We start from the raw sequence: 25,948 nt of genomic DNA on the forward strand, positions 1-25,948 counted from the left end.
ACGCGCATGCTCAGGAACGTCGCGGCCCTCGTCGTCGTCCCCGGGCCAGATGGCAGACCAGGCCGATCATCACCGCGGCGCAGCACACCACCCCCACCCCGAACGCGGTGGTGATGCCGGCGTCGGTCGCGTAGGTGGACGCCGACGGGTGCGCGGCGAGCACGGCGGCCGACACCGCGGCGCCGATCGCCCCGCCCACGGTGCGCAGAACCTGGTTGAAGCTGACGGCGCTGCCGAGCTGGTCAATCGCCACGCTGCGCGCGATCAGCGCGGGCATGGCGGCGTAGCCGGACCCGATGCCGGCACCGAAGAGGAACATCCCGATCGCCAGCACCCAGAAAGTTCCGTGTGCGAGCCACAGCAGCACCGACGAGGCCGTCATCACCGCCGCGCCGACCGGCAGGAACACGGCCATGTCCCACCGCCTGTTGAGCCGGCGGACGGTGCGATTGGCCACGAGGCTGCCCATCGAGAGCGGGGCCATCATGAAGCCGGCCCATACCAGCGGCACGGCCAGGCCGAAGCCCGTCTCGGCGGGGGCCTGGGCCACGAGGCTCGCGATGGACAGCCCGATGTACATGGCGGTGCCCAGGCCGATCGCGGTGAGGTTGGCCAGCAGCACCTCCGGGGTGCGCACCACCCGCAGGTTGACCAGCGGATGCGGGGTCCGGACGCTGTGCAGGCCCCACGCGATCAGGGCGATGAGCGCCACGGCGAGAACCGCCAGCGTGGACGGGGCGGCCCATCCCCAGCCCTGGGCCTCGGAGATCCACAGCAGCAGCGCGGCCAGGCCGGTGCCGAGCAGGAGCGCACCGGCGAGGTCGAAGCGCGTGCGGGGGGCGAGGCTGTCGGGGCCGGCCGGGACCAGCCGCCACACGGTCAGTGCGGCGGTGACGACGAAGAGAGCCGCGAAACCGAACGCGGCGCGGTACCCCAGCAGCGCCGCGAGGACGCCGGTGAGCGGATACCCGAGGCCCATCCCCACCGAGACGGTGACCGACAGCGTGGAGATGGCCGGCTGGGACTCGGCGTAGGACAGGTGCCGTCGCGCGAGGGCGATAGTCACCGGCACGATCCCGTACAGCAGCCCCTGCAGAGCGCGGCCCACGAGGAAGACGGTGAAGCTGGTGGCGACGGTCGCGATCACCGAACCGACGAGGATCACCCCGAGTGCCACCAAGAGCAGACGGCGGGTGTGGGGCCCGTCGGCGAGACGGCCCATCACCGGGGTCGCAACGGCGCCGACGAGCAGGTTGATGGTGAGCATCCACTGCGCCGCACTCACCGTGATGCCGAACTGCTGCGCCACCGACGGCACCAGCAGCATGCCGAGTGAGCTGACGACCGAGCTGGTCAGCGCGGCGTACACCAGGGCCTGGACGAACCAGCGGGGTACCGGACTGCGATCGTCGACGGTCATCGCCGCGTCCCCGGGGAGCCGGCGGCATCTGCCGCGGCTGCGGTGTCGAGGGTGTCCGCGTCCAGCCGGCGCAGGAGCGGGATCGCGGCGGCGATGGTCGCGCGGTCGGCGTCGTCGAGGTGGTCGGCGACCGAGCGGGCCAGCCAGTCCTGTCCGGCGGACTGCTCGACCCGAAGCCGTTCGCGGCCCGGGTCGGTGAGCTCGACCAGCACGCGGCGGCCGTCGTCCGGGTCCGGGCTGCGCCGGATCAGGCCGAGTTCCTCGAGTTCGCGAACGGCGTTGGCGATCGCCTGGTGGCTGATCCGCTCGAGGCCGGCCAGTTCGGTCGCGGTCAGCGGGCCGCGGCCGGCGAGGTGCGACAGGATGCCGATCTTGCCGAGCGACAGGGTGCGGTGGGCGTTGAACCGTCTCCACAGTGGGCGCAGGGCATCACGCAGCTCGGCGGCCAGTGCGGCGGGGTCGGCGGGGTCGGCGGGCGAATCCGGGTCGTCGGGGTGGGTCACCCGCCCGACTTTACAACCAGGTTGCGCAATTACGTTGCGGAGCTGCCCCGCCCCGCCCCGGCGGGCGATCGTGCCGGTACGACCCTTGCGTCAGATACCCTAGGGGGGTACCGTAAGCGACGTGGCGGAGCACGGGTATATCCAGAGCAAGGATGACCATCTCAAGCGACTGCGCCGCATCGAGGGCCAGGCCCGGGGGCTGCAGCGGATGATCGAGGAGGACAAGTACTGCATCGATATCCTCACGCAGGTCTCCGCCATGACCCGGGCGCTGCAGTCGGTCTCGCTCGCGCTGCTGGAGGAGCACCTCGGCCACTGCGTCGCCGGTGCCATCGAGCACGGCGGGCCGGAGGCCGACGCCAAGCTCAAGGAGGCCAACGAGGCCATCGCGCGCCTCGTGCGGTCGTGAACACCGCCCGGTCGTGAACCGGCAGCTACAGAAGGAGGGCACCATGAGCATCGCCGACAACCACACCGCCACGTACACCGTCTCCGGGATGACCTGCGGCCACTGCGTGGCCTCGGTCGAGGAGGAGGTCTCCGAGATCCCCGGCGTGAGCAGCGTCGAGGTCGAGCTGGCGTCCGGCCGCCTCGTCGTCGTCTCCCCCGATCCCATCGACCCCGCGCTCGTCCGGGCCGCCGTCGACGAGGCCGGGTACACCGTCACCGACCAGGAATGAGGCCCGCATGAGCACCCCCGCCACAGGCAGCCAGGTGGAGCTCGAGATCGAGGGCATGACCTGCGCGGCGTGCGCCAACCGCATCGAGCGCAAGCTCAACAAGCTCGACGGCGTGAGCGCGGCCGTCAACTACGCCACCGAGAAGGCGCGCGTCGAGTTCGGCGACGGCGTGGAGCCGCAGCTGCTGCTCGACACCGTGGAGAAGGCCGGCTACCACGCCCGGCTCCCGCAGCCCCGCGAGACAGGCCGCGACGCGAGGGTGGACGGCGCCGGGGCCCCCGAGGACTCCGCCGGAGCCGACCGCGTCGAGGGCCTGCGCCGCCGCGTGATCATCTCGGCGCTGCTCTCGGTGCCGGTCATCGCCATGGCCATGATCCCGGCGCTGCAGTTCACCTACTGGCAGTGGCTCTCGCTCACGCTCGCCGCGCCGGTCATCGTGTGGGGCGCCTACCCGTTCCACCGGGCGGCGTGGATCAACGCCCGTCACGGCACGTCCACCATGGACACGCTCGTCTCGATCGGCACCCTCGCCGCGTTCGCGTGGTCCCTGTACGCCCTGTTCCTCGGCCACGCCGGGGTGCCGGGCATGACGCACGGCTTCGAGTTGACGCTCTCCCCGAGCGACGGCGCCGGCGACATCTACCTCGAGGCCGCCGCCGGCGTCACCACGTTCGTGCTGCTCGGCCGCTACTTCGAGGCCCGCTCCAAGCGCTCGGCGGGCTCGGCGCTGCGCGCGCTGCTCGATCTGGGCGCCAAGGACGTCGCGGTCCTGCGCGCCGGACGCGAGAGTCGCATCGCGGTCGAGGACCTGCGGGTGGGCGACGAGTTCGTGGTGCGCCCGGGCGAGAAGATCGCCACCGACGGCACCGTGGTCGACGGCACCTCTGCGGTGGACACCTCCATGGTCACCGGCGAGTCCGTCCCCGTCGAGGTGACCGGCGGCGACGCCGTGGTGGGCGGCACCGTCAACGCCGGCGGCCGCCTGGTCGTCCGCGCGAGCCGCGTCGGCGCCGACACCCAGCTCGCGCAGATGGCGCGGATGGTCGAGGACGCCCAGTCCGGCAAGGCCGCCGCCCAGCGCCTCGCCGACCGGATCTCCGGGGTGTTCGTCCCCGTCGTCATCGTCCTGGCCCTCGCGACCTTCGCCTTCTGGATGGTCACCGGCGCCGGCGCGTCGATGGCGTTCACCGCCGCGGTGGCCGTGCTCATCATCGCGTGCCCGTGCGCGCTCGGCCTGGCCACGCCCATGGCGCTCATGGTGGGCACCGGGCGCGGCGCGCAGCTCGGCATCCTCATCAAGGGGCCGGAGGTCCTGGAGTCGACGCGCAGGGTCGACACGATCGTGCTGGACAAGACCGGCACCGTCACCACCGGCACACCCGCGCTCGTCTCTACCGTTGTCGCCTCCGGCGAGGACGAGGCCCGCGTCCTGCGCGCGGCCGGCGCCGTCGAGGACGCCTCCGAGCACCCCATCGCCCGCGCGATCGCCGCCGGCGCCCGCGAGCGCGTGGGCGACCTGCCCGCCGTGCGCGACTTCCGGAACCACGAGGGGCTCGGCGTCTCCGGGCACGTGACCGGCGCGGGTGACGACGACGAGGTCGGCCCGGTCGCCGTCGGCCGGCCCGCCTTCCTGGCCGAGCGCTCCATGCCGCTTCCGGAGGAGCTGCGGTCCGCCTTCGACGCCGCCGGCGAGCGCGGCCAGACCGCCGTCGCCGTGGGCTGGGGCGGCCGCGCCCGCGGCGTGCTCGTGGTGGCCGACGAGATCAAGCCGACCTCCGCCGAGGCGATCCGCCGCTTCCGCGACCTGGGGCTCACGCCGATCCTGCTCACCGGCGACAACGCAAAGGTCGCCGCCGCCGTCGCGCGCGAGGTGGGCATCGATCCGGACCCGTCGGCGGGCGCGGTGATCGCCGAGGTCATGCCCGCGGACAAGGTCGAGGTGCTGCGCCGCCTGCAGTCCGAGGGGCGCGTGGTGGCGATGGTCGGCGACGGCGTCAACGACGCCGCGGCCCTGGCCACCGCCGACCTCGGCCTGGCGATCGGCACCGGCACCGACGCCGCGATCGAGGCCTCCGACCTCACTCTGGTCCGCGGGGACCTACGCGTGGCCGCGGACGCGATCCGCCTCTCGCGCCGCACGCTGGGCACCATCAAGGGCAACCTCTTCTGGGCGTTTGCCTACAATGTGGCCGCCCTCCCGCTGGCCGCGGCGGGGATGCTCAACCCGATGATCGCCGGCGCCGCCATGGCGTTCTCCTCGGTGTTCGTGGTGAGCAACAGCCTCCGGCTGCGGAGGTTCCGGACCGAGGCGTGAGCGGGCCTCGGGCAGCCGGCCGCCCGCCCGGGCGGTTGACTCGCCGGATCGCGTGGGTACGGTGGCCCCCACGACGCCACGAGGAGGTCCGACATGACCGAGATGTACGCGCCCGCCCCCCACCGCCTGCGCGGCGGCACCACGATCGTCGCCCTGTCCGCCGCGGCCCTGCTCGCCGCCTCCTGCGCGACCGGGGACGGTGACGACGGCGAGGGCGGCACCGCCGCCGGCGAGGCGACCACCGTGACCACCACCGAGACGTCCGACGAGGGGGCCGGCGCCGACGGTACGACCTTCGCGACCGCCGACCTCGCCGACCCCGAGGGCGAGTCGCGCGGCACCGTGCAGTTCTCCGAGATCGACGGCGGCACGCTCGTCACGGTGGAGGCCAGCGGCCTGGGGTCGGGCTTCCACGGCCTGCACATCCACACCACGGGCCTGTGTGAGCCGGACAGCGAGGACCCGGAGAAGCCGGGCCAGACCGGCGCGTTTCTCTCGGCGGGTGGCCACCTGGCCGGGCCCGACGGCGAGGCGGGCCACCCCGAGCACGCGGGCGACCTGCCGCCGCTGTACGTCTCAGACGACGGCACGGCCCGGGTCTCCACGCTCACCGACCGGCTCGACCGCGACCTGCTCTTCGACGAGGACGGCTCCGCGGTGATGGTCCACGAGGGCTCGGACAACCTCGCCAACATCCCGGAGCGCTACGCGCCGGAGGGAGCCGACGAGGAGACCCGCAACGCCGGCGACGGCGGCAGCCGCATCGCCTGCGGTGTGGTGACCGAGGAGCAGTAGGCCCGACTCCGCCCTCTACTTCTGTCGCGGCGTACGGCCCATCGCGTAGAACTCGGCGTTGGGCCGCATGTCCGTGGCGTTGGCCAGGCGGTTGCTCAGGCCGAACAGGGCGGTGATCGCGGCGATGTCCCACGCGTCCTCGTCGTCGAGCCCGTGCTCGTGCAGGGCGGCGAAGTCGGCGTCGCCCAGCTCGTCCGAGCGCAGGTTGACCTTGGTGGCGAAGTCGCAGATCGCCCGCTCCCGCGGCGTGAGTTCGGCCTTGTGGTGGCTCACCGCGACCTGGTCCGCGATGTAGGGGTCCTTCTTGACGATCCGCAGGATCGCGCCGTGCGCCACCACGCAGAACTGGCAGTTGTTCTGCCCGGAGATGGTCACGATGATCATCTCCTTGTCCGCCTTGGACAAGTTGGAGCCCTCGCGCTCCATGAGCGCGTCGTGGTAGGCGAAGAACGCGCGCCATTCGGCCGGGCGGCGGCCGAACATCAGGAAGACCTCGGGGACGAAGCCGGCCTTCTCCTGCTCGGCGAGGATGCGCTCGCGCAGGTCCTCGGGCAGGTCGGCGAGGTCGGCGACGGGGTAACGGTCGGACATGCGGTACTCCAGACTCGGGGGTGTGAGGCTCACCACAGGCTAGGTCCGTCCGTCGCCCGGCGGGTCAGGACGGGCGTGCGTCCCCCACGTGTGCACGCGCTCGATCTCCACCCACGCGTCCACGCGAGCCCGCTCCCGGTCGTGGTACCGCTCCAGGCCGTAGTGCCGGGCGAGGGCGTCGATGCCGGTCAGGTCCGGGTCGTCGGCGATCTCCACCACCCGGCCCTGGACGCTGACGTGGGTGTACCAGTCGCCGGCCGCCAGCACGGTGAGTGCGACCCGCGGGTCGCGGCGCAGGTGCTGCAGCCGCACGCGACCGGCGTCGAGGTTGAGGTGGATCCGGTCGTCGACCAAGCGGTACCAGGTGGCGACGGTGACGGGCGCGCCATCGCGGCGCAGCGTGGCCATCACCGCCGGGTTGGGCGCCGCGAGCAGGGCGCGGAGGTCGTCGGTCAGCTCGGGGTGGGTCATGCCGCCATTGTCCCCTCCGCCGCGGGGTGGCGTAATACTTTAGGGGGTACTGTCCTGGGAGCCGGCGGCGGCGGGCCGCGGTGACCGCGTGGGAGTAGCGTTCCCCCCATGACCACACGCGCAGGGGGCTCCCGGACCGAGCGCCTCGACGGCCTGCCGTTCACCCGCAGGCACCGCAAGCTCCTCGTGGGCTCCGGCGTGGGCTGGGCCCTGGACGCCATGGACGTCGGCCTCATCTCCTTTGTCATGGCCGCCCTGGCCGTGCACTGGTCGCTCACCCCCACCGAGCTGTCCTGGATCGGCTCGATCGGCTTCGCGGGCATGGCGATAGGTGCCGCGCTCGGCGGTCTACTCGCCGACCGCTTCGGCCGCCGCCAGGTCTTCTCCGCCACGCTGCTCGTCTACGGCCTGGCCACCGGCGCCGCCGCGCTGTCCACCGGCGTCGCGATGCTCATCGTCCTGCGGTTCATCGTGGGCCTGGGTCTCGGCGCCGAGCTGCCCGTCGCCTCCACCCTGGTGAGCGAGTTCGCGCCGCGCCGGATCCGCGGCCGGGTCGTGGTGGTCCTCGAGGGGTTCTGGGCCGTGGGCTGGATCATGGCCGCCGTCGTGGGCTACGTCGTGGTGCCCACCGGCGACGACGGGTGGCGCTGGGCCCTGGCGATCGGCCTCGTACCGGCCGCCTACGCCCTCGTCATCCGCTATGGTCTGCCCGAGTCCGTGCGCTACCTCGAATCCCGCGGCCGCCACGACGAGGCCGAGCGGATCGTCCGCGACTTCGAGGCCTCCGCCGGCGTCGACCCCGCCGCCGCGCCCGAGCCCGCGACCGGGTCCGTCGAGCCCGCGCCGGCCGGCACCGCACCCGAGGCGCCCCGCGAGTCGCTCTGGTCCCGCCGCCTCCGCGGGCGCACCGCGGCGCTGTGGATCGTGTGGTTCGGGATCAACTTCTCCTACTACGGCGCGTTCATCTGGCTGCCCAGCCTGCTGGTCTCCCAGGGGTTCGACCTGGTCAGGTCGTTCGGCTACACGCTCGTCATCACACTGGCCCAGCTGCCCGGGTACGCGGTGGCGGCGTGGCTCATCGAGGTGTGGGGCCGCCGGATCACGCTCGCGGTGTTCCTCGTCGGCTCGGCGGTCTCGGCCGGCCTGTTCGGCCTCGCGGGCTCGCCGGCCACCATCATCGCGGCCGGCATGGCCCTGAGCTTCTTCAACCTCGGCGCCTGGGGCGCGCTGTACGCGATCGGCCCCGAGCTGTACCCCACCTCGACGCGCGGGTCCGGAACCGGCGCCGCCGCGGCGTTCGGACGGATCGCCTCGATCATTGCGCCGCTGCTCGTGCCGGTCCTGCTCACCGCGGGAGGGTCCGTGATGGTGTTCGGGGCGTTCGCCGCGGCGTTCGTCGTCGCCGCCGTCGCCGCCTTCGCTCTGCCCGAGCGCAAGGGCGTCGCGCTCGAGGAGGTCTGACCCGCTCAGCCCGCGGGGCGCTCGCGGCCGTCGCCGAGCTCGCGGATCCGCTCGTTCGCGGCGCGCAACCGGGCCTTGCGGGCTTTGGCGTCCTCGTCCTTGAGCTCGTCGTAGAGCTCCTCGTCGTCGTCGGTGAAGTGCATGATCGCGCGCGGCAGGCCCAGAGTCAGCGCGAGCGACGGCCACACGATCCACGCGTAGTCCCAGCCCACGATCACCTGCAGGACGAGGAACACCACCAGCGTCGCGCCCACCACCACGCCGTCCCACGCCTCGACCGCCCGGCCCTTGCGCTTGATCTCCTCGAGCTCGCGGTCCGGGTCGTGGCGGGTGGGGACCGCGGGGGACGACGACGAGGCCGGCACCAGCTCCCCGCCGGCCCCCGAGCCGGAGGCGGCCTGCACGATCCGCCCGTCGACCGACTCCAACGGCACACCGCCGGGGAGATCCCGGAACGAGGCGGTGAGCGCGCCGAGCGTGCGGGCCGCGGCGACGTCGCCCGAGCGGGCGTGGAACTCCGCGTCGCCGAGGCGGCCGGCCGCATAGTGGTCGCCGAGAGCGGTGAGCGCGTGGAGCCGCTCGGCGTCGGAGAGCAGGAGGCCGGCGTCGTCGCGGGCGTCGGGCCCGTCGCTGGTGGTCATGTGCCCAACATAGGAGCGGGTCGCCGCGCGCGCCATGGGGGATCCCCCGGAGTTCACGCGACTGCCGCCCACGCGCTGTCACATTCCGGGGCCCTCGTGCGTCGAGAGGGTATGAGCACACAGGGAGCATCACGCCAAGCACCGACACCACGAACGCCGATCAGCAAGGCGGCATTCGCGCCCATGCTCGCCCTCGAGGCCTACACGCGGGCCCGGGTGGGCCGGTCCGACAGGCATCTCGTCCGGCTGCGCGTCTCGGCGCTCAACGGCTGCCGCTACTGCACGGCCATGCACCGGCGGGACGCGCGGAAGGACGGGTGGGACGACGCCGCGCTCGTCGCCGCCGAGGACTGGCCCGCGCACGCCGACCGGTGGTCGGAGGCCGACCTCGCCGTCCTCCGGTTCGCTGACGCGGTGACCCACATCCACGGCGAGGAGTCCGTCCCCAACGAAGTGTGGGACGCGGTGGCGCGGCACCGCGGCGGATCCGGGGCTGGTCTGGTCCTCATGGAGGCTGTCACGATCAACGCATGGAACCGCATCGCCGTCGCGACGAGGATGGACCCGGCGTCGCTGCGCGGGGTGGTTCCCGCGGACATCGATCCGGCGCGGTGAACCCGGCGACGGTGCTCGAGGACCGCGCGACCCTCGCCCGCGTGCGCGGCCGGCTCCTCGGCCTGGGGTACCGGCTCACCGGCACGTGGGCCGACGCCGAGGACGCCGCCGACGAGGCCCTCGCCCGGCTCGTCGCGCTCGGACCCGGCCGGGCGCCCGACAACCCGGAGGCGTGGCTCACCACCGTCGCGACGCGGCTGTGCCTGGACCGGCTCCGGCGGCGGAGGAACGAGACCTACGTGGGGTCGTGGTTGCCCGAGCCCGTCGACACCGCGCTCCTGCCCGAGGAGACGGCCGAGCGCCGCGACGGCCTGCGTATCGCCATGTTGCTCGCCTACGAGCAACTCGGCCCGAACGAGCGGGCGGCCCTCGTCCTGCGCGAGGCGTACGCCCTGCCGTACGAGGAGATCGCGGGCGTCCTCGACGCCCCCGCCGCGACCGTCCGGCAGTGGGCTAGCCGTGCCCGGCGGCGCCTCGACACCGATCTGCGGCCGCCGGGCCGGGCCCCGAACGAGCTGATCGAGCGCCTCGTGGGTGCGGTCCTGTCCGGCGATCTCGACGCGACGATCGCCGTGCTCACCGCCGACGCCCGGGTGATCTCGGACAGTGACGGCCGCGTCAACGCCGCCCTGCGCGACATCGTGGGTGCGCGCAAGTGCGCGTGGTTCATGATCAAGGGCGCCGAGCAGACCGGCGGCGCCATCGCGCCGGTCGAGGTCAACGGCGAGCCCGCGCTCGCGATGGTCACGCGCGGGATCCTGCGGGTTGCTCAACTCGCCGTGACCGACGGCCGCGTGGACCGCGTGTACTTCCACTGCAACCCGGTCAAGCTCACCCGGCTCCCCCTGCCGGAGGACCTGCCGGTGCCCACATAGCGATCTCGTTGCCGCGCGGCTCCCGGACGTGGACGCGGCGCCCGCCGCGTACCTACTCGGGCGCGGAGTACTGCCGTAGCCGCTGGCGCCGGGGCGCCTCGGACGGCGGGCCCTCGTCGGCCGCGCCGGGGGAGCGGTCCACCGCGCCGGTGTCCGCGCCCTCCGTGTCGGAGCCGGGCTTGGCGGTCTCGCCCACCCCGGTGTCCGCGTCGGTTCCGGCCTTCTCGATGTCCGCCTCGGCGTCGCCCTCGTCGCCGGTGTCCGCGGCCGCATCCCGACCGGACGGCGCCTCGTCGCCCTCGGGCCCGGGGAGGCCGTAGTGCGAGTAGAGGCGGTCCTCCTCGGACGAGCTCAACTCGCCGTCCTCGTCGATGCGGGGAGCATCCTTGATCTGCTCCTTGGTGTAATCGAGGTGCAGCTCGTCGCCCTTCATCCGCGCCCCGGCGAGCGGGACGATGGTCTCGGACATGCCGAACAGTCCGGAGTTCACGGCGACGAAGGTGGGGTCACCGCCCTCGGAGTCGGTGAAGACCCGGCCGGCGGTGCCGACCTTCTCCCCTTCGGAGTCGTACGTGGTGGCATCGGCGATCCGGTCGATCGCGTAGTCGTCGCGCATGACGGGTGCTCTCCCTCTGGTCGGGTGGCGTGCCCCGAGGCTAGGACGGCGTGCGGGTGTCCGCATCCGCTCGCGCGGGCATGATCGATGGCGTGAGAGCACAGCAGGGGTGGATCGCGCTCGTCGTGACGGCCGCGCTCGGCGTGGCCGCGTGCGCCCCGGACGACGGGACCGGCGATGGGCCAGGGAACGGGGCGGGGGGTGGCGGTTCGGCGTCGCCGCCGGCCACCTCCGTGGTCATCAGGGTCCCGGTGGTGGACACGATCGACGTCCCCGGCGCGCGGGCGGCGATGGAGGCCGGGCAGGCGGAGATCGCGCGGATCCTCGAGCGCGAGCTCGGGTCCGAGGGGTGGACCGAGGCACGGCCGGCGCAGGAGAACGCCTCGAGCAGCTGCGGCGGCACCCCGGGCGTCGGCAAGTTCTACGCCCGCGAGATGTCGCACCCCGGGGTACTCGGCGACGCCGACCGGGAGCGCGTGTGGACGGACGTCGTGGACGCCGTGGCCACCCACGGGTTCCGGCCGAAGGACGACGAGGCCGGAACCGCGGACCGCGGCCCCCGGCCCCGCCCCTTCGAGTATCTGATCAACGAGCACCGGGACGAGCTCACGCTCTCCTCCGCGCCGGGCATCGGAAGCGGCTACGGCGGCTTCAGCGTCTGCCACCCCTGGGGGCCGTGACGCGGCGCCGACCAGGGCCGCCCTGAACGTCCCGTCCAGGGCGCCGCAGGTCAGCGGGGTGGAGGCCCCGCCGGCCGTACCCGATCCCAGGCGGTGAGGAGGTCCGCGGCGGCGGCCCGCGGGTCGGCGGCGGCCATGATCGCCGACACCACGCACACCCCGTCGAGCGCCGTCTCCGCGAGCGCGCCCACGTTTCCCGAGTGCACGCCGCCGATGCCCACCGCGCGGACCGGCCGCCCCGGGGCGGTGTGTGCGGCCCGCGCGATCCGGTCGGCGCCGTCCGGGCCGAGCGCGTCGGCGGTGTCGGTCTTGGTGGGGGTGGCCCAGACGGGACTCACGCCGATCACGTCCGGCGGGATCCACGGCCCACCCAGCGCCGTGGCGAGCTGGGCGTCCGACTCGATGGACAGCCCCACCATGAGCTCGGCGGGCAGCTCCGCGCGCGCCCGCGCGTACGGCACGTCCCGCTGACCCACGTGCAGGTGCACGCCCAGCTCGCGCGCCACGGCCAGCCGGTCGTTGACGAACACCGGCACGTGCCGACCCACCTCCGCGGACGCGCGTCGGACGGCCCCGGTGACGGCGGCTGCGCGGGCGGCGAACTCGTCGTCGTCACACTCCTTGTCCCGGACCTGGACCACGCCCACCCCGCCGAGCACCGCCTGGTACACGATCCCGGGCACCGCGTCGGGGCCGCCGCCGAGCCGCGGGTCGGTGACCAGGTAGAGGCGCCAGTCGACGCCGGGGTCGGCGGCCGGGGAGCTCACGCGTCGGTCACCGCGGCGAGGTCGGCGATCTCGGCGGGCGTCAGCGCGTGCAGCGCGTCGAGCCAGGCCACGGCGAAGCTCCCCGGCCCGGAGGCGGCGCGGCCGGCGACCGTCCCCGCGGCGCCGACGTGGGCGTGGGCGGCGACCACGGCGTCGTGGTCGTCGATCCCCTCCGCCCGCGCGGCACCGAGGTAGGCCGCCGTGAGCGCGCCCAGCGAGCAGCCCGTGCCGATGACCTTCTGCAGCAGCGGGTGCCCGGACTCGATCCAGGTGGTGCGGGTCGCGCCGGAGTCCGGGGCGGTGACGACGAGGTCGCGCGGTCCCGACACCGCGACCACTCCGCCGGTGCGCCGGGCGAGCTCGCGCGCGGCGGGTTCGGCCGCGGCGACGTCGTCGGTCGAGTCGACGCCCCTCCCGCCCGCGCCCGTCCCGGCCAGGGCGACGGCCTCGGAGGCGTTCGCGCGGATCGCGGTGGGCGCGGTTCCGGGGGCGCCGTCGAGCCAGCCGGTGGCCAGCTGCGTGCGCAGCGCCAGCCCGCCCACCGCCACGGGGTCGAGCACCCACGGCGTGCCGGCGGCCCCGGCGGCGGCGACGGCGGCGTGCATGCCCTCGACCTGCTCGGCGGTCGGGTTGCCCACGTTGACCAGCACCCCGGAGGCCACGCCGGCGAAGTCGCCGGCCTCGTCGGGGTGGTCGATCATCGCGGGCGCCGCGCCGGCGGCGAGCAGCACGTCGGCGGTGATCTCGCGCACCACGCTGTTGGTGAGGCAGTGCACGAGCGGGGTGGTCTCGCGGACGAGGGCCACGAGGCGGGTGACGGGAACGGTGCTCATGCCCCCAGTGTGCCCGCCCGCACGGAATACCCTCGGGCGGTCGGAGGTTGAGACGGACATGACCTCCTCTGCCCTGAACGCCCCGCTTCCGCTGTCCGTGATCGACTTCGCCACCGTCCGCCCCGGCCAGGCCGTGGGAGAGGCGCTGCAGGACTCGGTGGCGCTCGCGCAGAAGGCCGAGGAGCTGGGCTACGAGCGGGTCTGGTACTCCGAGCACCACAACATGGGCTCGATCGCCTCGAGCGCGCCGGCGGTGCTCATCGCGCACATCGCCTCGCAGACCTCGACTATCCGCCTCGGCTCCGGAGGGGTGATGCTGCCCAACCACTCGCCGATCGTCATCGCCGAGCAGTTCGGCACCCTCGCCGAGCTCCACCCCGGCCGCATCGACCTCGGCCTGGGCCGCGCGCCCGGCACCGACCCGCAGACGCTGGTGGCGCTGCGCCGCGAGCCGTCGGCCGCCGAGCGGTTCCCCGACGACGTCCGCGAACTGCGGGCCTTCCTCGGCAGCGACCCCGCCGACCTCGCGCGCACCCGCGGCATCACGGCCACGCCCGGCCGGGGCACCGAGATCCCGCTGTACATCCTCGGCTCCTCGCTCTTCGGCGCGCAGCTCGCCGCCGCGTTCGGCCTGCCGTACGCCTTCGCCTCGCACTTCGCGCCCGACGCGCTCGAGCAGGCCGTGGCCGTGTACCGGGATCGGTTCGAGCCCAGCGCCCAGCTCGCCGAGCCGTACGTGATCGCCGCGGTGAACGTGGTGGGTGACGACGACGTGGCCCGCGCCGAGGAGACTCTGCACTGGTACCGCCGCCAGCGCGTCAAGCTCATGGCGGGGCGGGGCCGCACCCTGTCCGACGACGAGGTGGACATGGTCATGGAGTCCCCGGCGGGTCGCCAGATCCTCCACATGATCACCTACACGGCCGTCGGCGACGGGCCCGCGGTCGCCGACTACCTCGAGGGCTTCGCGCGGACGGCCGACGCCGACGAGCTGATGGTGGCCCCGGTCGGCTCCTCGCGCGAACGCGTGCACGGCTCGCTCGAGGTCCTGCGCGCGGCCTGGGGGCGCTGACCTCGTCGTCGTCACCCTCCACCCCGCCGGTAAACGGGGTTCTGCGGTAGTTCTGCGGGCCCGGGGGGGGCCTACTCTGGACGCTATGGCCATCACCGATGTTCGCGAATACGCGCACCTGTCGCCCGAGCAGGTCGAGGAGTTCGGGCGCGAGCTCGACGCGATCCGCGCCGACGTCGTGGCCGATCTCGGCGAGCGCGACTACCGCTACATCCATAGAGTGATCCGTTTTCAGCGCGCCCTCGAGCTGGGGGCGCGCGCTGTTCTGCACGTGGGCGCCGCCAACCGGACCGCGTGGGTGCTCGGCGCCGGCGCGCTCGGCGTGGCCAAGATCCTCGAGAACATGGAACTCGGGCACAACGTGATGCACGGGCAGTGGGACTGGATGAACGACCCGGAGATCCACTCCACCACCTGGGAGTGGGATCTGGTCGGCAACTCCGCCGACTGGAAGCACACCCACAACCACCTGCACCACAAGTACACGAACATCGTGGGGATGGACGACGACGTGGGCTTCGGCGTCCTGCGCGTGACCCGCGACGTCGAATGGGAGCCGCGGTACGCCGCCAACCTGCTCGTCAACACCCTCCTCATGGCCGGGTTCGAGTGGGGGATCGGCCTGCAGCGCGTGACCCTGCGCGCCGCGCTGCCCGGGTTCGACGCCACCGAGGCCGAGCGGGCCACCGCGCGCGGGTTCCTCCGCAAGGTCGGCAGGCAGCTCTTCAAGGACTACGTGGCCTACCCCGCCATCGCCTGGTCCGATGGCCGCCGCGTCCTCGCCGCCACGCTCACCGCCAACGTGATCCGCAATATCTGGACCAACGCCGTGATCTTCTGTGGCCACTTCCCCGACGGCGCCGAGCTGTTCTCCGTCCAGGACGTGGAGAACGAGACCCGCGCCGAGTGGTACCTGCGCCAGATGCTCGGCAGCGCCAACCTCGACGGCGGCCCCGCCATGGACCTGCTCTCCGGGAACCTCTCGTACCAGATCGAGCACCACATGTTCCCGGACCTGCCGTCCAACCGATACGCCGAGGTCTCCCTGCGCGTCCGGGAGCTCTGCGCGCGCTACGACCTGCCGTACGTCTCCGGCCCGCTGTGGGCCCAGTACCTGCAGTCGTGGCGCACCATCGCCCGGCTCTCGCTGCCCGACCGCTTCCTGCGCCGCACCGCCGACGACGCCCCCGAGACCCGCAGCGAGCGGATGTTCGACGCCCTGCCCTCCCGTCGTGCCGTCACCGGCCTGGGGGCCGCGCTCGCCGCCGCCGCGCTGGTCCGCCGCAGCCGAGGCCGGGCCGCGGCCGCGCGCTGAGCGCCTGGCAGACTGACCGCATGCCGCTGCAGGACATGCTGGATGCCGCCGCCGCCGGCGGGACCGTGGAGATCGAGGACGGGTGGACGCAGGGCCGCGCCATCTACGGCGGGCTCACCGGGGCGCTGCTGCTGTCCGCGGCCAAGGGCACGCTGCCCGAGCGCCACCCGCTGCGCTCGCTCACCGTCTCGTTCGTGAGCCCCGCCACCCCCGGCACCGCCGAGGTGACGGCCGAGGTCCTGCGCGCCGGCTCCAACGTCACGCAGTGCCAGGCCACACTCCGGCAGGACGGCGCCGTGGTGGCCACCGCGCTCGCGAGCTTCGGCCGCCACCGCGAGTCGGCCCTGGCCATGGCGCCCGCGCACCCGATGCCGGACCTGGGTGACGCCGACGCGATCGAGCCGTTCCCCTATATGGAGGGCCTCACCCCCGAGTTCTACCGGTTCGTCGACCTGCGGCAGGTGGGCGGACAGATCCCCTTCAGCGGCGCCGACGCGGGCGAGCTCTCCGGGTGGACCGCCCTGCGCGAGACGCCGGACGTGTTCGGGGAGGAGCACCTCGTCGCGATAGCCGACGCGTGGCCGCCCGCCGCTATCCAGATGCTCTCCGGCTTCGCCCCCGCCAGCAGCCTCACCTGGACGCTGGAGCTGGTCGCCGAGCTCGGCGAGGGCGGACTCGCCACCGACGGTCGCTTCGCCTACGAGGCCACCACCGACGCCGCCCGCGACGGCTACGCCCACACCCATGCCATGCTGTGGCGCCCCGACGGGACGCCGGTCGCGATCAGTCGGCAGACGATCACCGTCTTCGGCTGACAACGCTCGCAGGGACCGCGGACGCTCGCGGGGACCGCGGATTGCGCATCCTCCCTGTCGCGCACGGCGAGGGGTGTGCATCCGATCGGGAGCCGAAAAGAAGCGCAACCCCCCAGGGCGGGGTGGATCAGGCGCCCGCGGCCCTGCTGGCCCGGCGGCGCTGTCCGCCCCGGCTCGACGCGGGCACGCGGGGCTGCGCCTGCTGCTGGGCACCGCCACCCTGCCGGCCCCCGCCACCCTGCCGGCCCCCGCCGGAGCCCCGACGCCGGCGACGGCCGTCTCCGGACCGACCCCGCTGCTGCGACCGCACGGACTGCCCGGCGGATCCGGACGATCCGGCGGGCACGTGCGGGGGCGGCTCCGGCGCGTCGGCCAGGGCGGCCGCGGCGTCGGCGCCCGTGGGCAGGACGATCTCGCCTGCCGTCACGCCCGCGGCGCGCAGCAGGGACCGCACCTCGCGGACCTGGTCGTCGGTCGCGACGGTGACGACCGTGCCCACGGCACCCGCGCGCGCGGTGCGGCCGGAGCGGTGGACGTACGCTTTGTGCTCGGCCGGCGGGTCGGCGTGGACGACCAGGCCCACGTCGTCCACGTGGATGCCGCGGGCGGCGATGTCGGTGGCCACGAGCGCGGTGGCGTCGCCCGAGGAGAAGGCCTCGAGGTTGCGCACCCGCGCGTTCTGCGACAGGTTGCCGTGCAGGTCCACACTGGTCACGCCGCGGCTCGTGAGTTGCTTGGCCAGCCGCTTGGCGCCGTGCTTGGTGCGGGTGAACACGACCGTGCGGGGGCTCGAGCCGGCGAGGTCGGCCAGGGCACGAATGCGGTCGTCGGACTCCACGCGGACCATGAGGTGGGCGGTCGGGCCGGGGGTGGCGGTGCCGTCGTCGACGCTGTGCTCGACGGGCTCCACGAGGAACTTCCGCACCAACGTCCCCACGCCGCCGTCGAGGGTCGCGGAGAACAGCAGACGCTGCGCGCCCCGGGGGGTGGCGTCGAGCAGGCGCGTGACGCCGGGCAGGAAGCCGAGGTCGGCCATGTGGTCGGCCTCGTCGAGGACGCTCACCTCGACCGCGTCGAGCCGGCAGTGCTTCTGCCTGATGAGGTCCTCTAGCCGGCCGGGGCAGGCCACCACGATGTCGACGCCGCGCTCGAGTGCGGAGACCTGCCGGCCCTGGGAGACGCCGCCGAAGATCACGGTGGTGCGCATCCCCATGGCCTGCGCGAGCGGGGCGAGGGTCTCGTCGATCTGCCGGGCGAGCTCGCGGGTGGGTGCCAGGATGAGCCCGCGCGGGGCGCCTGCGGTGCGGCGGGTGCCCGAGGCGGAAAGGCGCGCGACGAGCGGTAGGCAGAACGCGTAGGTCTTGCCGGAGCCGGTGCGGCCCCGGCCGAGGACGTCGCGGCCGGCCAGCGCGTCGGGCAGCGTGGCGGCCTGGATGGGGGTGGGGGAGATGATGCCGGCGCCCGAGAGGACGTCGAGCAGGGGGGACGGGACGCCGAGGTCGGCGAAGGAACGAGACAAGGAAGGGTGCTCCGTACTACGGGTGGGATGGTGCGTCTTGCCCGGCGTGCTCGCGGGTGGGGGTCGCGGAGGCGACCCGTCCGGTGCGCGACCACGGGGAGGTCGACTACCAGGTCGGCTTTCAGGCAAGCGTGGTGCGGGCCGACACGTCCACCCTACGCCCCGGCCGGGCTCCGGCCCATTCCCGCGGACCGGGTGTGACGCAGATGGCACGATCGGAGCCGTGCGCCTCGACCTGTCCTTCCTGCGCCGCCCGGACCTCGGGTCGGTGCTGCTCGGCCGGACGGGGGAGTCACCGCGCCGGCGGAGCCTGCGGGTCCAGGCCCTGCTGGTGGTCTCGCTGCTGGCCTCCAACCTCGTGGGTGTGGCGATCTCCACCACGCTCGTCTTCTTTGTCCTCCCGGGCCCGTTCCTGCTCACCGCGCGGTTCGTCGTGCCCACGGCGATCGTCACCCCGGTGTACGTGACCGCGGCGACCGTCGTCGGCGCCCTGTGGGCGGGGCTGGCCGCGCGGCGGGACCTGCGCTGGTCGCTCGAGTCCCGCGAGCCCACCCCGGCCGAGCGGAAGAAGGCCCTGCGGGTGCCGTGGCGGCTCACGCTGGCCCAGGCGTTCCTGTGGATGCTCGGCGCGGTGGTCGTCACCACCGCGTACGGGCTGGTCGACCCGGACGCTATCGCCCCGGTCGGCTTCACGATCGTCTTCTCGGGGCTCGTCGTGTGCGGGGCGGCCTACCTCTACGCCGAGTTCGGCCTGCGCCCGGTCGCCGCGCTCGCGCTCGCGTCCGACCACGACGTCGCGGCCCCCACCTCACGCACGGCGGGCGCGATGACGCGGGTGCGCGTGATGTGGGCGCTCGGCAGCGGAATCCCGATCCTGGGCCTCATCATCGTCGCGGTCTACACGCTCGCGGGCCGCGACATCACGGCCGAACGCCTCTCCGTGGTGATCCTCGTCCTGGGCGGCACCTCCCTGCTCATCGGGTACCTGCTCATCAGGATGTTGGCGGCGTCGCTGCTCGCCCCCGTCCGCAGTGTGCGGTGGGCGATGGAGGACCTCACCGAGGGCGAGCTGTCGCGCCGGGTGGTGGTCTACGACGGCTCGGAGCTCGGGCGCCTGCAGAGCGGCTTCAACCGGATGGCGGAGGGACTGCAGGAGCGGGAACGGCTGCGCGACCTGTTCGGCCGGCACGTGGGCCGCGCCGTGGCCGAGGCGGCCGAGGAGCGCGACCCCGAACTGGGCGGCCGCGGCTCGCGGGTCGGGGTGGTGTTCGTGGACATCATCGGCTCCACGGAGATGGCGGTGGACCGCGACCCCGCCGAGGTGGTGGAGGTGCTCAACCGCTTCTTCCGGGTGGTGGTGGAGACGGTCGACGAGCACGACGGCATCATCGATAAGTTCCTCGGCGACGCCGCCCTCGTCGTCTTCGGCGCGCCCAATCGCCTCGACGACCCCGCCGGAGCGGCGCTGGCCTGCGCCCGGGACCTCGCGGACCGGCTACCGCAGCGCGTCCCGGGGTGCCGCGCCGGGATCGGCGCCTCCTTCGGCGAGGTGGTCGCGGGCTACGTCGGCGCCGACGACCGCTTCGAGTACACCGTGATCGGCGACGCGGTCAACGAGGCCTCCCGCCTGTGCGAGCTCGCCAAGGAGCGCCCCGGCCTGCTGCTCGCCTCGGGGGCGGCGGTGGCCGCGGCCGCCGCGGACGAGTCCGCGCGGTGGGAGACGGTCGGCTCCGAGGTGGTGCGCGGCCGGACGGAACCCACGGAACTGTGCGTGCCGGCCGGCTAGCCGGTGACGGGCCGGCCCGCGGCGTGGCTGCCGTCGCAGTAGGGCTGGATCCGGGAGCGTCCGCAGCGGCACAGCGCCACCGTGTCGCGTCGGCGCTCCACCGGGACCCCCTGGGTGTCGACGACGACGAAGTCACCGCGCACGACCAGCGGGCCGTCGGGGGTCACCATGATCTCCGTCTCCTCGGACATGTCCCCGATCCGATCACGGATCCCCGCCCGGGTCGACCGGATGAGGCCGGGCCCCCGCGTGGGTACGGTCTGATCCCATGACGGCACCCGCACCCGCACTCGCACCCTCCCTCGGGCCGGCTCCGGTCCCGGCGCCGGCGGGCCTGCTCGGGGAGGGCGTGCGGGAGCTCCTCGCGGGCACGCCCCACCGCGACCTCGACGCCGCTCTGCCCACCACACTGCCCGCCGGCCTGCGCGCCGCGCTGGAAGAGCTGCCCGCGGACCGGGGCCTGCTCGCCGACCTCGACGCGCAGCGCACGTTCTTCACCCTCCAGGAGCTCGCCTACCGCGGCCTCGTGGGCGTGGACCCGGACTGGAACGAGCACCCCGCGGTGGCCACCGTGCGGCTGCTGCTCGGCGACGCCGTCGAGTCCGCGATCCGGGATCGGGTCGGGCCGGTGGAGCCACTCGGTGAGGACGACCCGGTCGCGCGTCTGCGCGCGGAGCTCGAGGCGGTCGACTCGCCGTCACTCTCCTCCCACCTGGCCCGCGAGGGCACCGTCGAGCACTACCGCGACCTCGTCCGGTTCCGCTCGCTCTACCACCTCCGCGAGGCGGACCCGCACTCCGCGGCGCTGGCGTGGATCACCGGCCCGGCCAAATCGGCGCTCGCCGAGATCCAGAACGACGAGTACGGCTGTGGGCGCGGGCGCCGGATGCACTCGACCCTGTTCGCCGACACGATGCGGGCCCTGGACCTGGACGACGCCTACGGCGCCCACGTCGGGGACGCGCCGGCCGTCGTGCTGGCCTGGTCCAACGCGATGACCCTGTTCGCCTCGCGGCGGCGGCTCCGGGGCGCTCTCGTCGGCCACCTCGCGGCGCTCGAGTCCACGTCCTCGCTGCCCAACCGTCGCTACGCCGACGGGCTCGAGCGCCTCGGCTTCGGACCGGAGGCCTCGCTCTACTTCTCCGAGCACGTCGAGGCGGACGCCGTGCACGAGCAGGTCGCGCTCCACGGCATGGTGGCGCCGCTGGTCCGCGCCGAGCCCGGGTTGATGCCGGACGTGGTCGTCGGCTTCCGTGCGGCCCTGCATCTGGACGCCGACGTGGGCCGTCACCTGATGGCCGCCTGGGAGGCCGGCCGGACCGGTTGCGAAGGCCCCCTCACCGGACCCACGATCGGGTCATGACCGAGACCCAGGATCCTGACACCCGAACCGTCGCCTTTCTCGTGGCCACCGAGGGGATCGAGCGCGTCGAGCTCACCGAGCCGTGGGGCGCGGTGACCGAGGCCGGGCACACCCCGGTCCTCGTGAGCACCGCCACGGGCGAGGTCGAGCTCGTCGACCACCTCACCCCGGCCGGCACGCAGACCGTCGACCGCACGACAGGCGACATCACCGCGGAGGATATCGACGTCCTCGTCCTGCCCGGCGGCGTCGCCAACCCGGACGCGCTGCGGCAGGACGAGCAGGCCGTGACGATCGTCCGCGAGATGGTCGAGGCCGGAAAGCCCGTATTCTCCATCTGCCACGCGGCGTGGGTGCTCATCGAGGCCGACGTCGTCCGCGGACGGAGGGTCACCTCGTACCCGAGCCTCCGCACGGACCTCGTCAACGCCGGCGCTGAGTGGGTGGACGAGGAGCTGGTCAGCGACGACGGCGTGTTCACCAGCCGCAGCCCCGACGACCTCCCCGCCTTCTGCGAGGCGATCCTCGGCGCGATCCGCGGAGCCGACTGAGCGCGGGCCGAACCGAACGGACCGGCGGGGCGTCGTGATCGGGGTGTACGTCCACAACCGGGGGCGCGGGCATCTCCACCGCGTCGCCCCGGTCGTGCGGGCCCTGCGGGAAGGTCACGACGACGTCACGCTCCTCGTCACCGGAAGCCTGGACCCGGCGGTGCTCCCGCCCGATCTCCCCGTGGTCCACCTCCCCTGCGAGCGGCCGGGCGAGGCGACGCTGTCCGCCCGCCGCGCCGCCGTCACCTGGCTCGACCGGGTCCGTCCGCGCGCCCTGTGGGTGGACGCCAGCCCCGAGATGGCGCTCGCGGTCCGGATGACGGCGACCCCGCTGGTCGCCACCCTCACCCCCGGAGCGCGGTCGGACGAGCAGCACCGGCTGGGGTGCCGGGCCGCGGACGTGCTGCTGGCCCCGTGGCCCGCGGGCGCCCACCCGGCGGCCGTCGCGGGGGCGGGCCGTGGGAGGGTGTCGGAGATCGGGGGCCTGTCCCGGTTCGAGCACCGCGAGCCGGAGCCCCGGCCCCGCCACCGCCGACGGCTGTGTCGACGGCCGCGGGTGGTCCACCTCAACAGCTCGACGACGGTGGGCGACCACAGGTTCTGGCGGGCCGTCCGATCGCGCGTGTCCCGGGCGTGCGGCTCAGACTGGCTCGAGGTCGGCGGGCCCGACGGTCGGTGGCTCGACGATCCGTGGCCCGAGATCAGTTCCGCCGACGTCGTGGTGACCGGCGCCGGGCAGTCCTCCGTGGCCGATGCCGCGTGCGCCGACGTACCACTGGTGGTGGTGCCCGAGTGGCGGCCGCACGGCGAGCACGCCGCCACGGCGCGGGCGCTCGAGGGGCTCCCGGGCGCGGAGGTCCGTTCGTACGGCGACGGTCCCTCGGAGGTCGCGGAGGTGGTGTGCCGCCGACTCGGCGGGGTCGCCGACGGCGAGGTCACCGGGATCAGGGCGCGGTGGCGGGTCGACGGGGCGGCCGAGAGGGCCGCCGACGTGGTCCGCGGCGTTGCCGAGGCCACCTCCCGCGCCGGTTGACGGTGCCCCGGGCGAATGGATGACGGAACTCTCACTCTGTGCCCGTGCGAGACAAAAACCGAGGTCTACAGGCGTAAAGAGTCGTGGCAGCCGAGAAGTCTGGGGGAAAGCCCTGGCTTCTACTAGCGATTCCTCTCTGGTCCCCCGACATGTCATTACGGTTGACAACTGTATGGACCCAGGGCCCGCCGATGGGCACTCCAGCTAAGCCATGAGAAGGGATGCGGTGTGCCCAGATTCCGGAACCTCACCCCCACGTCGGACTTCTGGTCCTGGCGTGACGACGGAGCGTGCCTCGGCCACGAGGACCTCTTCTACAGCACCGAAGACGAGAGCAAGGGCGAGCGGCGGCGCAAAGAGCAGAAGGCCGTGGCGGTCTGCGACACGTGCCCCGTCCTCGACACCTGCCGGCAGTTCGCCATGGAGTCCAAGGAGCTCTACGGCGTCTGGGGCGGCCTGACCGAGTCCGACCGGCACAAGCTGGCCGGCCGGCACCGGACCGGCTGACCCGGGCGGCCCGGCTCAGGCGGCCCGGCTCAGACGGACCGGCTCAGCCAGTCCGCGCGCGCCGGGCGCGGTGGTGCCGCAGCGCGGTCACCAGGCCCGAGCGCGGTCCCGTGTGGTCGTCGTAGGTGCGCGGCTCGCCGTCGAACATCTTCTCCGAGCGCGTCTCCGGTGCGTCGTCGCTGGTGTCCGTGAGGAAGCGGTCCGGCAGCGAGAGCTTGGCGATGGTCCGCCACGACTGCCAGTACTGCTTGTAGAGCGGCCCGGTCGTGTACGGCAGGTCCCACCGTCGGCAGACCTCCTGCACCTTCTCCGCGATCTGCCCGTACCGGTTGGACGGCAGGGTCGGGTAGAGGTGGTGCTCGATCTGGTACGACAGGTTGCCGGACATGAAGTGGGTGAGCGGTCCGCCGGTGAAGTTGGCGGAGCCGAGCATCTGCCGCAGGTACCACTGCGCCTGCGACTCGTCCTCCAGGTCCTCGAGAGTGAACTTATCGGCGCCGTCCGGGAAGTGCCCGCAGAAGATCACCGCATTGGACCAGAGGTTCCGGATGACGTTGGCGGTCGCGTTGGCCGTGATCGTCGTCTTCCAATTGGGGCCCGAGAGCAGCGGGAGCCACACGTAGTCCTTGCCCACCTGGCGCCGGGCCTTGCGGAGGAACTGGCCGATGCGTTTCTTCTGCTCGCCCCAGCCGGACGAGTTGATGGTCCCCGGCGCGATCTCGAGGTGCTGGACCCCTACGCCCCACTGGAACGCGAACGCGAGCATCGCGTTCCACAGCAGGTTCCCGGCGAACGCCGGGTGCCACGGCTGGTCGCGAGTTACCCGCACCACGCCGTAGCCCACGTCGTCGTCCATCCCGATGATGTTCGTGTACGTGTGGTGATGGTGGTTGTGGGTGGCCTTCCAGTGCTCGGAGATGCCCACGATGTCCCACTCCCAATTGCTGGAGTGGATCTCGGGGTCGTTCATCCAGTCCCACTGCCCGTGCATCACGTTGTGCCCGAGCTCCATGTTCTCGATGATCTTCCCGGCCGCGAGCAACCCGGTGCCCAGGAGCCACGCGGGACGGTAGCCCGAGAACAGCAGGACCACGCGGCCGCCCGCGACGAGCCCGCGCTGCAGCCGGATCGTGTTCCGGACGTAGCGGCGGTCGCGCTCGCCGAGGTCCTCCACGATCTCCTCGCGGATCGCCTCGAGTTCGGCACCGATCTCCTCCACGTCCTCGGGGGACAGATGGGCGTACGCCTCGACGTCTGAGATCGCCATGGCCCGACGGTACGGAGGTTCGCCGCGCCTGTCGACCGGTCCGGTCCCCGACGGCGGCGGACCCGGCGGTGGTCTAACGGCCGCCCTCGTCAGTGTGGTCGTCTGGCCACTCGCACAGTTCCTCGACGCCGTCGGAGTAGATCACCGTGAGGGTCTCCCCGTCTTGCCGGGCCGGGAGGAGTTGTAGGCAGTCGAGCATCGCGGTCGCGGACGTCGATTCGGTCGGCACCGTGACCCACGCGTCGTCGCCCTCGACCCGGACGTCGGTCGCGTTCCTGATCGACGCGACCGGCGTGAGCCGCTCCTCGTACGAGTCGTCCCCGCCCGTCGCCTCGATCGAGGCACCCGTGTCGGCGCCGGTGACGGCGTCGTTGACGGCATCGTCGCCCTCGCCGTCACTCCCACCGGAACAGGCGGACAGGCCGAGCAGTCCGGCCGTCAGCGCTCCGGCCGCGATCGTCCTCGTGCGCGTCGTGGTGTCCATCCCCGGCCTCCCGCTCGTGTGCGACTGGGCATAACCATCTTTTAATGCTCCGGCCAGGGTGTCGCGCTGCCGACACCCTGCCGACACGGCGCGGGCCCCGCCGGAAACTTCTCCGGCGGGGCCCGCGGTGGTGGGTGGTGAGCCGTCAGCTCACTTCGGTGGCATCCGGATGCCGCCGTCGACACGCACGGTCTGGGCGTTCATGTAGGGGTTGGTGAGCAGCTCCATGACCATGGAGGCGAGCTCGTCGCCCTCGCCGAGACGCTTGGGGAACAGGACGGACTCGCCGAGCTTGGCCTTGAACGCCTCCGACTCCGGGCCCTCGCCGTAGATCGGGGTGTCGATGAGGCCGGGCGCGACGGTGTTGAGACGGATGCCGGCCGCCGCGAGGTCGCGGGCCACGGGCAGCGTGATACCCACGATGCCGCCCTTCGACGCCGAGTAGGCGGCCTGGCCGATCTGGCCGTCGAACGCCGCCACCGACGCGAGGTTGACGATCGCGCCCTTGTTGCCGTCGGTGTCGCCCTCGCCACGGCTCATCGCCGTGGCGGCCAGGCGCAGCATGTCGAAGGAGCCGATGAGGTTGATCTCGATGACCTTGCGGAACGCGTTGATGTCGAACGCGGACGAGAACTCGCCGTCGCGCCCGATCGTGCGCTGCGCGTGGCCGATACCGGCCGAGTTGACGAGGTAGCGCAGCGGTCCGAGCTCGAGGGCCTTCTCGACGGCGGCCTGGTTCTGCTCGGTCTGGGTGACGTCCACGGTGACGAACACGCCGCCGACCTCGTTCGCCAGGGCCTCGCCCTTCTCGGCGTTGAGGTCCGCGACGACGACCTTGGCTCCCGCGGCGGCGAGCCGGCGGACGACGGCGGCGCCGATACCCGACGCCCCGCCCGTGACGATGGCACTTGCTCCGTTGATCTCCATGGGTCAAACGGTAACAAGTACGACCGGCCGGAGCGGCGGAGACCGGG

General features: G+C 73.2%; 29 protein-coding genes. 16 read left to right on the forward strand and 13 right to left on the reverse strand.

Going from position 1 to position 25,948, the window contains the following annotated elements; translation table 11 throughout:
* Positions 1–10 precede the first annotated feature (10 nt).
* Entirely contained in the window at positions 11–1,420 is a 1,410-nt protein-coding gene (locus ACH0BZ_RS04950; RefSeq protein ID WP_406896864.1) for an MFS transporter, read from the reverse strand.
* On the reverse strand, positions 1,417–1,923 hold the full coding sequence (locus ACH0BZ_RS04955; protein WP_406896865.1) for a MarR family winged helix-turn-helix transcriptional regulator: 507 nt from the start codon (positions 1,921–1,923) through the stop codon (positions 1,417–1,419). The genes ACH0BZ_RS04950 and ACH0BZ_RS04955 overlap by 4 nt, the downstream gene beginning before the upstream one ends.
* A gap of 121 nt (positions 1,924–2,044) precedes the next feature.
* On the opposite strand from ACH0BZ_RS04955, the gene ACH0BZ_RS04960 reads away from it, so the two are divergent.
* The 4 genes from ACH0BZ_RS04960 to ACH0BZ_RS04975 all read left to right on the forward strand — a co-directional run bounded on the left by ACH0BZ_RS04960 (position 2,045) and on the right by ACH0BZ_RS04975 (position 5,712).
* Positions 2,045–2,332, forward strand: a complete 288-nt coding sequence (locus tag ACH0BZ_RS04960) for a metal-sensitive transcriptional regulator (RefSeq protein ID WP_406896866.1) — start codon at positions 2,045–2,047, stop codon at positions 2,330–2,332.
* 43 nt (positions 2,333–2,375) lie between these two features.
* Complete coding sequence (locus ACH0BZ_RS04965) at positions 2,376–2,603, forward strand: heavy-metal-associated domain-containing protein (RefSeq protein ID WP_406896867.1); 228 nt, start codon at positions 2,376–2,378, stop codon at positions 2,601–2,603.
* A 7-nt stretch (positions 2,604–2,610) separates the two neighbouring features.
* Positions 2,611–4,917, forward strand: coding sequence for a heavy metal translocating P-type ATPase (locus ACH0BZ_RS04970; protein ID WP_406896868.1), 2,307 nt, complete (start codon positions 2,611–2,613; stop codon positions 4,915–4,917).
* Positions 4,918–5,010: 93 nt separating this feature from the next.
* Positions 5,011–5,712 carry a superoxide dismutase family protein gene (locus ACH0BZ_RS04975; protein ID WP_406896869.1) on the forward strand — a complete coding sequence of 234 codons (702 nt, stop codon included), beginning with the start codon at positions 5,011–5,013 and terminating at the stop codon, positions 5,710–5,712.
* 15 nt (positions 5,713–5,727) lie between these two features.
* On the opposite strand, the gene ACH0BZ_RS04980 is transcribed toward ACH0BZ_RS04975, so the two are convergent.
* Positions 5,728–6,303, reverse strand: a complete 576-nt coding sequence (locus tag ACH0BZ_RS04980) for a peroxidase-related enzyme (RefSeq protein WP_406896870.1) — start codon at positions 6,301–6,303, stop codon at positions 5,728–5,730.
* Between the two features lie 39 nt (positions 6,304–6,342).
* Positions 6,343–6,774: a TIGR03618 family F420-dependent PPOX class oxidoreductase gene (locus ACH0BZ_RS04985; RefSeq protein ID WP_406896871.1), complete on the reverse strand. Its 432-nt coding sequence runs from the start codon at positions 6,772–6,774 to the stop codon at positions 6,343–6,345.
* A gap of 108 nt (positions 6,775–6,882) precedes the next feature.
* Here ACH0BZ_RS04985 and ACH0BZ_RS04990 point away from each other — a divergent pair, with 108 nt between their 5' ends.
* Positions 6,883–8,235, forward strand: coding sequence for an MFS transporter (locus tag ACH0BZ_RS04990; RefSeq protein WP_406896872.1), 1,353 nt, complete (start codon positions 6,883–6,885; stop codon positions 8,233–8,235).
* 5 nt (positions 8,236–8,240) lie between these two features.
* On the opposite strand, the gene ACH0BZ_RS04995 is transcribed toward ACH0BZ_RS04990, so the two are convergent.
* On the reverse strand, positions 8,241–8,876 hold the full coding sequence (locus tag ACH0BZ_RS04995; RefSeq protein ID WP_406896873.1) for a DUF1707 domain-containing protein: 636 nt from the start codon (positions 8,874–8,876) through the stop codon (positions 8,241–8,243).
* A 183-nt stretch (positions 8,877–9,059) separates the two neighbouring features.
* Between ACH0BZ_RS04995 and ACH0BZ_RS05000 the strand changes: the two genes are divergently transcribed.
* Positions 9,060–9,491, forward strand: coding sequence for a carboxymuconolactone decarboxylase family protein (locus tag ACH0BZ_RS05000; protein ID WP_406896874.1), 432 nt, complete (start codon positions 9,060–9,062; stop codon positions 9,489–9,491).
* The gene (locus ACH0BZ_RS05005) at positions 9,488–10,366 is read left to right on the forward strand and encodes a sigma-70 family RNA polymerase sigma factor (RefSeq protein WP_406896875.1); all 879 of its coding nucleotides are present in this window, start codon (positions 9,488–9,490) and stop codon (positions 10,364–10,366) included. Before ACH0BZ_RS05000 ends, ACH0BZ_RS05005 begins: the two co-directional genes overlap by 4 nt.
* A gap of 52 nt (positions 10,367–10,418) precedes the next feature.
* On the opposite strand, the gene ACH0BZ_RS05010 is transcribed toward ACH0BZ_RS05005, so the two are convergent.
* Positions 10,419–10,982, reverse strand: a complete 564-nt coding sequence (locus tag ACH0BZ_RS05010) for a PRC-barrel domain-containing protein (protein WP_406896876.1) — start codon at positions 10,980–10,982, stop codon at positions 10,419–10,421.
* 92 nt (positions 10,983–11,074) lie between these two features.
* Between ACH0BZ_RS05010 and ACH0BZ_RS05015 the strand changes: the two genes are divergently transcribed.
* Positions 11,075–11,662 carry a hypothetical protein gene (locus ACH0BZ_RS05015; protein WP_406896877.1) on the forward strand — a complete coding sequence of 196 codons (588 nt, stop codon included), beginning with the start codon at positions 11,075–11,077 and terminating at the stop codon, positions 11,660–11,662.
* 50 nt (positions 11,663–11,712) lie between these two features.
* On the opposite strand, the gene thiE is transcribed toward ACH0BZ_RS05015, so the two are convergent.
* Together thiE and thiM are read right to left on the reverse strand one after the other, a co-directional pair.
* Positions 11,713–12,429, reverse strand: coding sequence for a thiamine phosphate synthase (gene thiE / locus ACH0BZ_RS05020; protein WP_406896878.1), 717 nt, complete (start codon positions 12,427–12,429; stop codon positions 11,713–11,715).
* Positions 12,426–13,262, reverse strand: coding sequence for a hydroxyethylthiazole kinase (gene thiM / locus ACH0BZ_RS05025; RefSeq protein WP_406896879.1), 837 nt, complete (start codon positions 13,260–13,262; stop codon positions 12,426–12,428). Before thiM ends, thiE begins: the two co-directional genes overlap by 4 nt.
* 58 nt (positions 13,263–13,320) lie before the next feature.
* Between thiM and ACH0BZ_RS05030 the strand changes: the two genes are divergently transcribed.
* From ACH0BZ_RS05030 to ACH0BZ_RS05040, 3 genes are all read left to right on the forward strand, one after another.
* Positions 13,321–14,334, forward strand: coding sequence for an LLM class flavin-dependent oxidoreductase (locus ACH0BZ_RS05030; protein ID WP_406896880.1), 1,014 nt, complete (start codon positions 13,321–13,323; stop codon positions 14,332–14,334).
* 85 nt (positions 14,335–14,419) lie between these two features.
* A complete protein-coding gene (locus ACH0BZ_RS05035; RefSeq protein ID WP_406896881.1) occupies positions 14,420–15,649 on the forward strand; it encodes a fatty acid desaturase family protein in 1,230 nt (409 codons plus the stop codon).
* 20 nt (positions 15,650–15,669) lie between these two features.
* A complete protein-coding gene (locus ACH0BZ_RS05040; RefSeq protein WP_406896882.1) occupies positions 15,670–16,464 on the forward strand; it encodes a thioesterase family protein in 795 nt (264 codons plus the stop codon).
* Between the two features lie 127 nt (positions 16,465–16,591).
* Here the strand turns inward: ACH0BZ_RS05040 and ACH0BZ_RS05045 are convergent, their stop codons facing one another.
* On the reverse strand, positions 16,592–17,983 hold the full coding sequence (locus ACH0BZ_RS05045) for a DEAD/DEAH box helicase (protein ID WP_406896883.1): 1,392 nt from the start codon (positions 17,981–17,983) through the stop codon (positions 16,592–16,594).
* Positions 17,984–18,206: 223 nt separating this feature from the next.
* Here ACH0BZ_RS05045 and ACH0BZ_RS05050 point away from each other — a divergent pair, with 223 nt between their 5' ends.
* Positions 18,207–19,769 carry an adenylate/guanylate cyclase domain-containing protein gene (locus ACH0BZ_RS05050; protein WP_406896884.1) on the forward strand — a complete coding sequence of 521 codons (1,563 nt, stop codon included), beginning with the start codon at positions 18,207–18,209 and terminating at the stop codon, positions 19,767–19,769.
* Here the strand turns inward: ACH0BZ_RS05050 and ACH0BZ_RS05055 are convergent.
* On the reverse strand, positions 19,766–19,960 hold the full coding sequence (locus ACH0BZ_RS05055) for a CDGSH iron-sulfur domain-containing protein (protein WP_406896885.1): 195 nt from the start codon (positions 19,958–19,960) through the stop codon (positions 19,766–19,768). The genes ACH0BZ_RS05050 and ACH0BZ_RS05055 overlap by 4 nt on opposite strands.
* 77 nt (positions 19,961–20,037) lie before the next feature.
* Between ACH0BZ_RS05055 and ACH0BZ_RS05060 the strand changes: the two genes are divergently transcribed.
* The 4 genes from ACH0BZ_RS05060 (at position 20,038) to ACH0BZ_RS05075 (ending at position 23,223) form a co-directional block, all read left to right on the forward strand.
* On the forward strand, positions 20,038–21,132 hold the full coding sequence (locus ACH0BZ_RS05060) for an iron-containing redox enzyme family protein (protein ID WP_406896886.1): 1,095 nt from the start codon (positions 20,038–20,040) through the stop codon (positions 21,130–21,132).
* Complete coding sequence (locus ACH0BZ_RS05065) at positions 21,129–21,683, forward strand: type 1 glutamine amidotransferase domain-containing protein (RefSeq protein ID WP_406896887.1); 555 nt, start codon at positions 21,129–21,131, stop codon at positions 21,681–21,683. Before ACH0BZ_RS05060 ends, ACH0BZ_RS05065 begins: the two co-directional genes overlap by 4 nt.
* 34 nt (positions 21,684–21,717) lie before the next feature.
* Complete coding sequence (locus tag ACH0BZ_RS05070; protein WP_406896888.1) at positions 21,718–22,716, forward strand: hypothetical protein; 999 nt, start codon at positions 21,718–21,720, stop codon at positions 22,714–22,716.
* 228 nt (positions 22,717–22,944) lie between these two features.
* Complete coding sequence (locus ACH0BZ_RS05075; RefSeq protein WP_406896889.1) at positions 22,945–23,223, forward strand: WhiB family transcriptional regulator; 279 nt, start codon at positions 22,945–22,947, stop codon at positions 23,221–23,223.
* Between the two features lie 43 nt (positions 23,224–23,266).
* On the opposite strand, the gene ACH0BZ_RS05080 is transcribed toward ACH0BZ_RS05075, so the two are convergent.
* From ACH0BZ_RS05080 to ACH0BZ_RS05090, 3 genes are all read right to left on the reverse strand, one after another.
* Positions 23,267–24,490: a fatty acid desaturase family protein gene (locus tag ACH0BZ_RS05080; protein ID WP_406896890.1), complete on the reverse strand. Its 1,224-nt coding sequence runs from the start codon at positions 24,488–24,490 to the stop codon at positions 23,267–23,269.
* A 73-nt stretch (positions 24,491–24,563) separates the two neighbouring features.
* Entirely contained in the window at positions 24,564–24,974 is a 411-nt protein-coding gene (locus tag ACH0BZ_RS05085) for a hypothetical protein (RefSeq protein ID WP_406896891.1), read from the reverse strand.
* 150 nt (positions 24,975–25,124) lie between these two features.
* A complete protein-coding gene (locus ACH0BZ_RS05090) occupies positions 25,125–25,901 on the reverse strand; it encodes an SDR family NAD(P)-dependent oxidoreductase (protein ID WP_406896892.1) in 777 nt (258 codons plus the stop codon).
* Positions 25,902–25,948: the final 47 nt, after the last annotated feature.

The sequence above is a fragment of the Dietzia sp. 179-F 9C3 NHS genome (assembly GCF_045369825.1).
In the GTDB taxonomy this organism is placed as follows: Bacteria; Actinomycetota; Actinomycetes; order Mycobacteriales; family Mycobacteriaceae; genus Dietzia.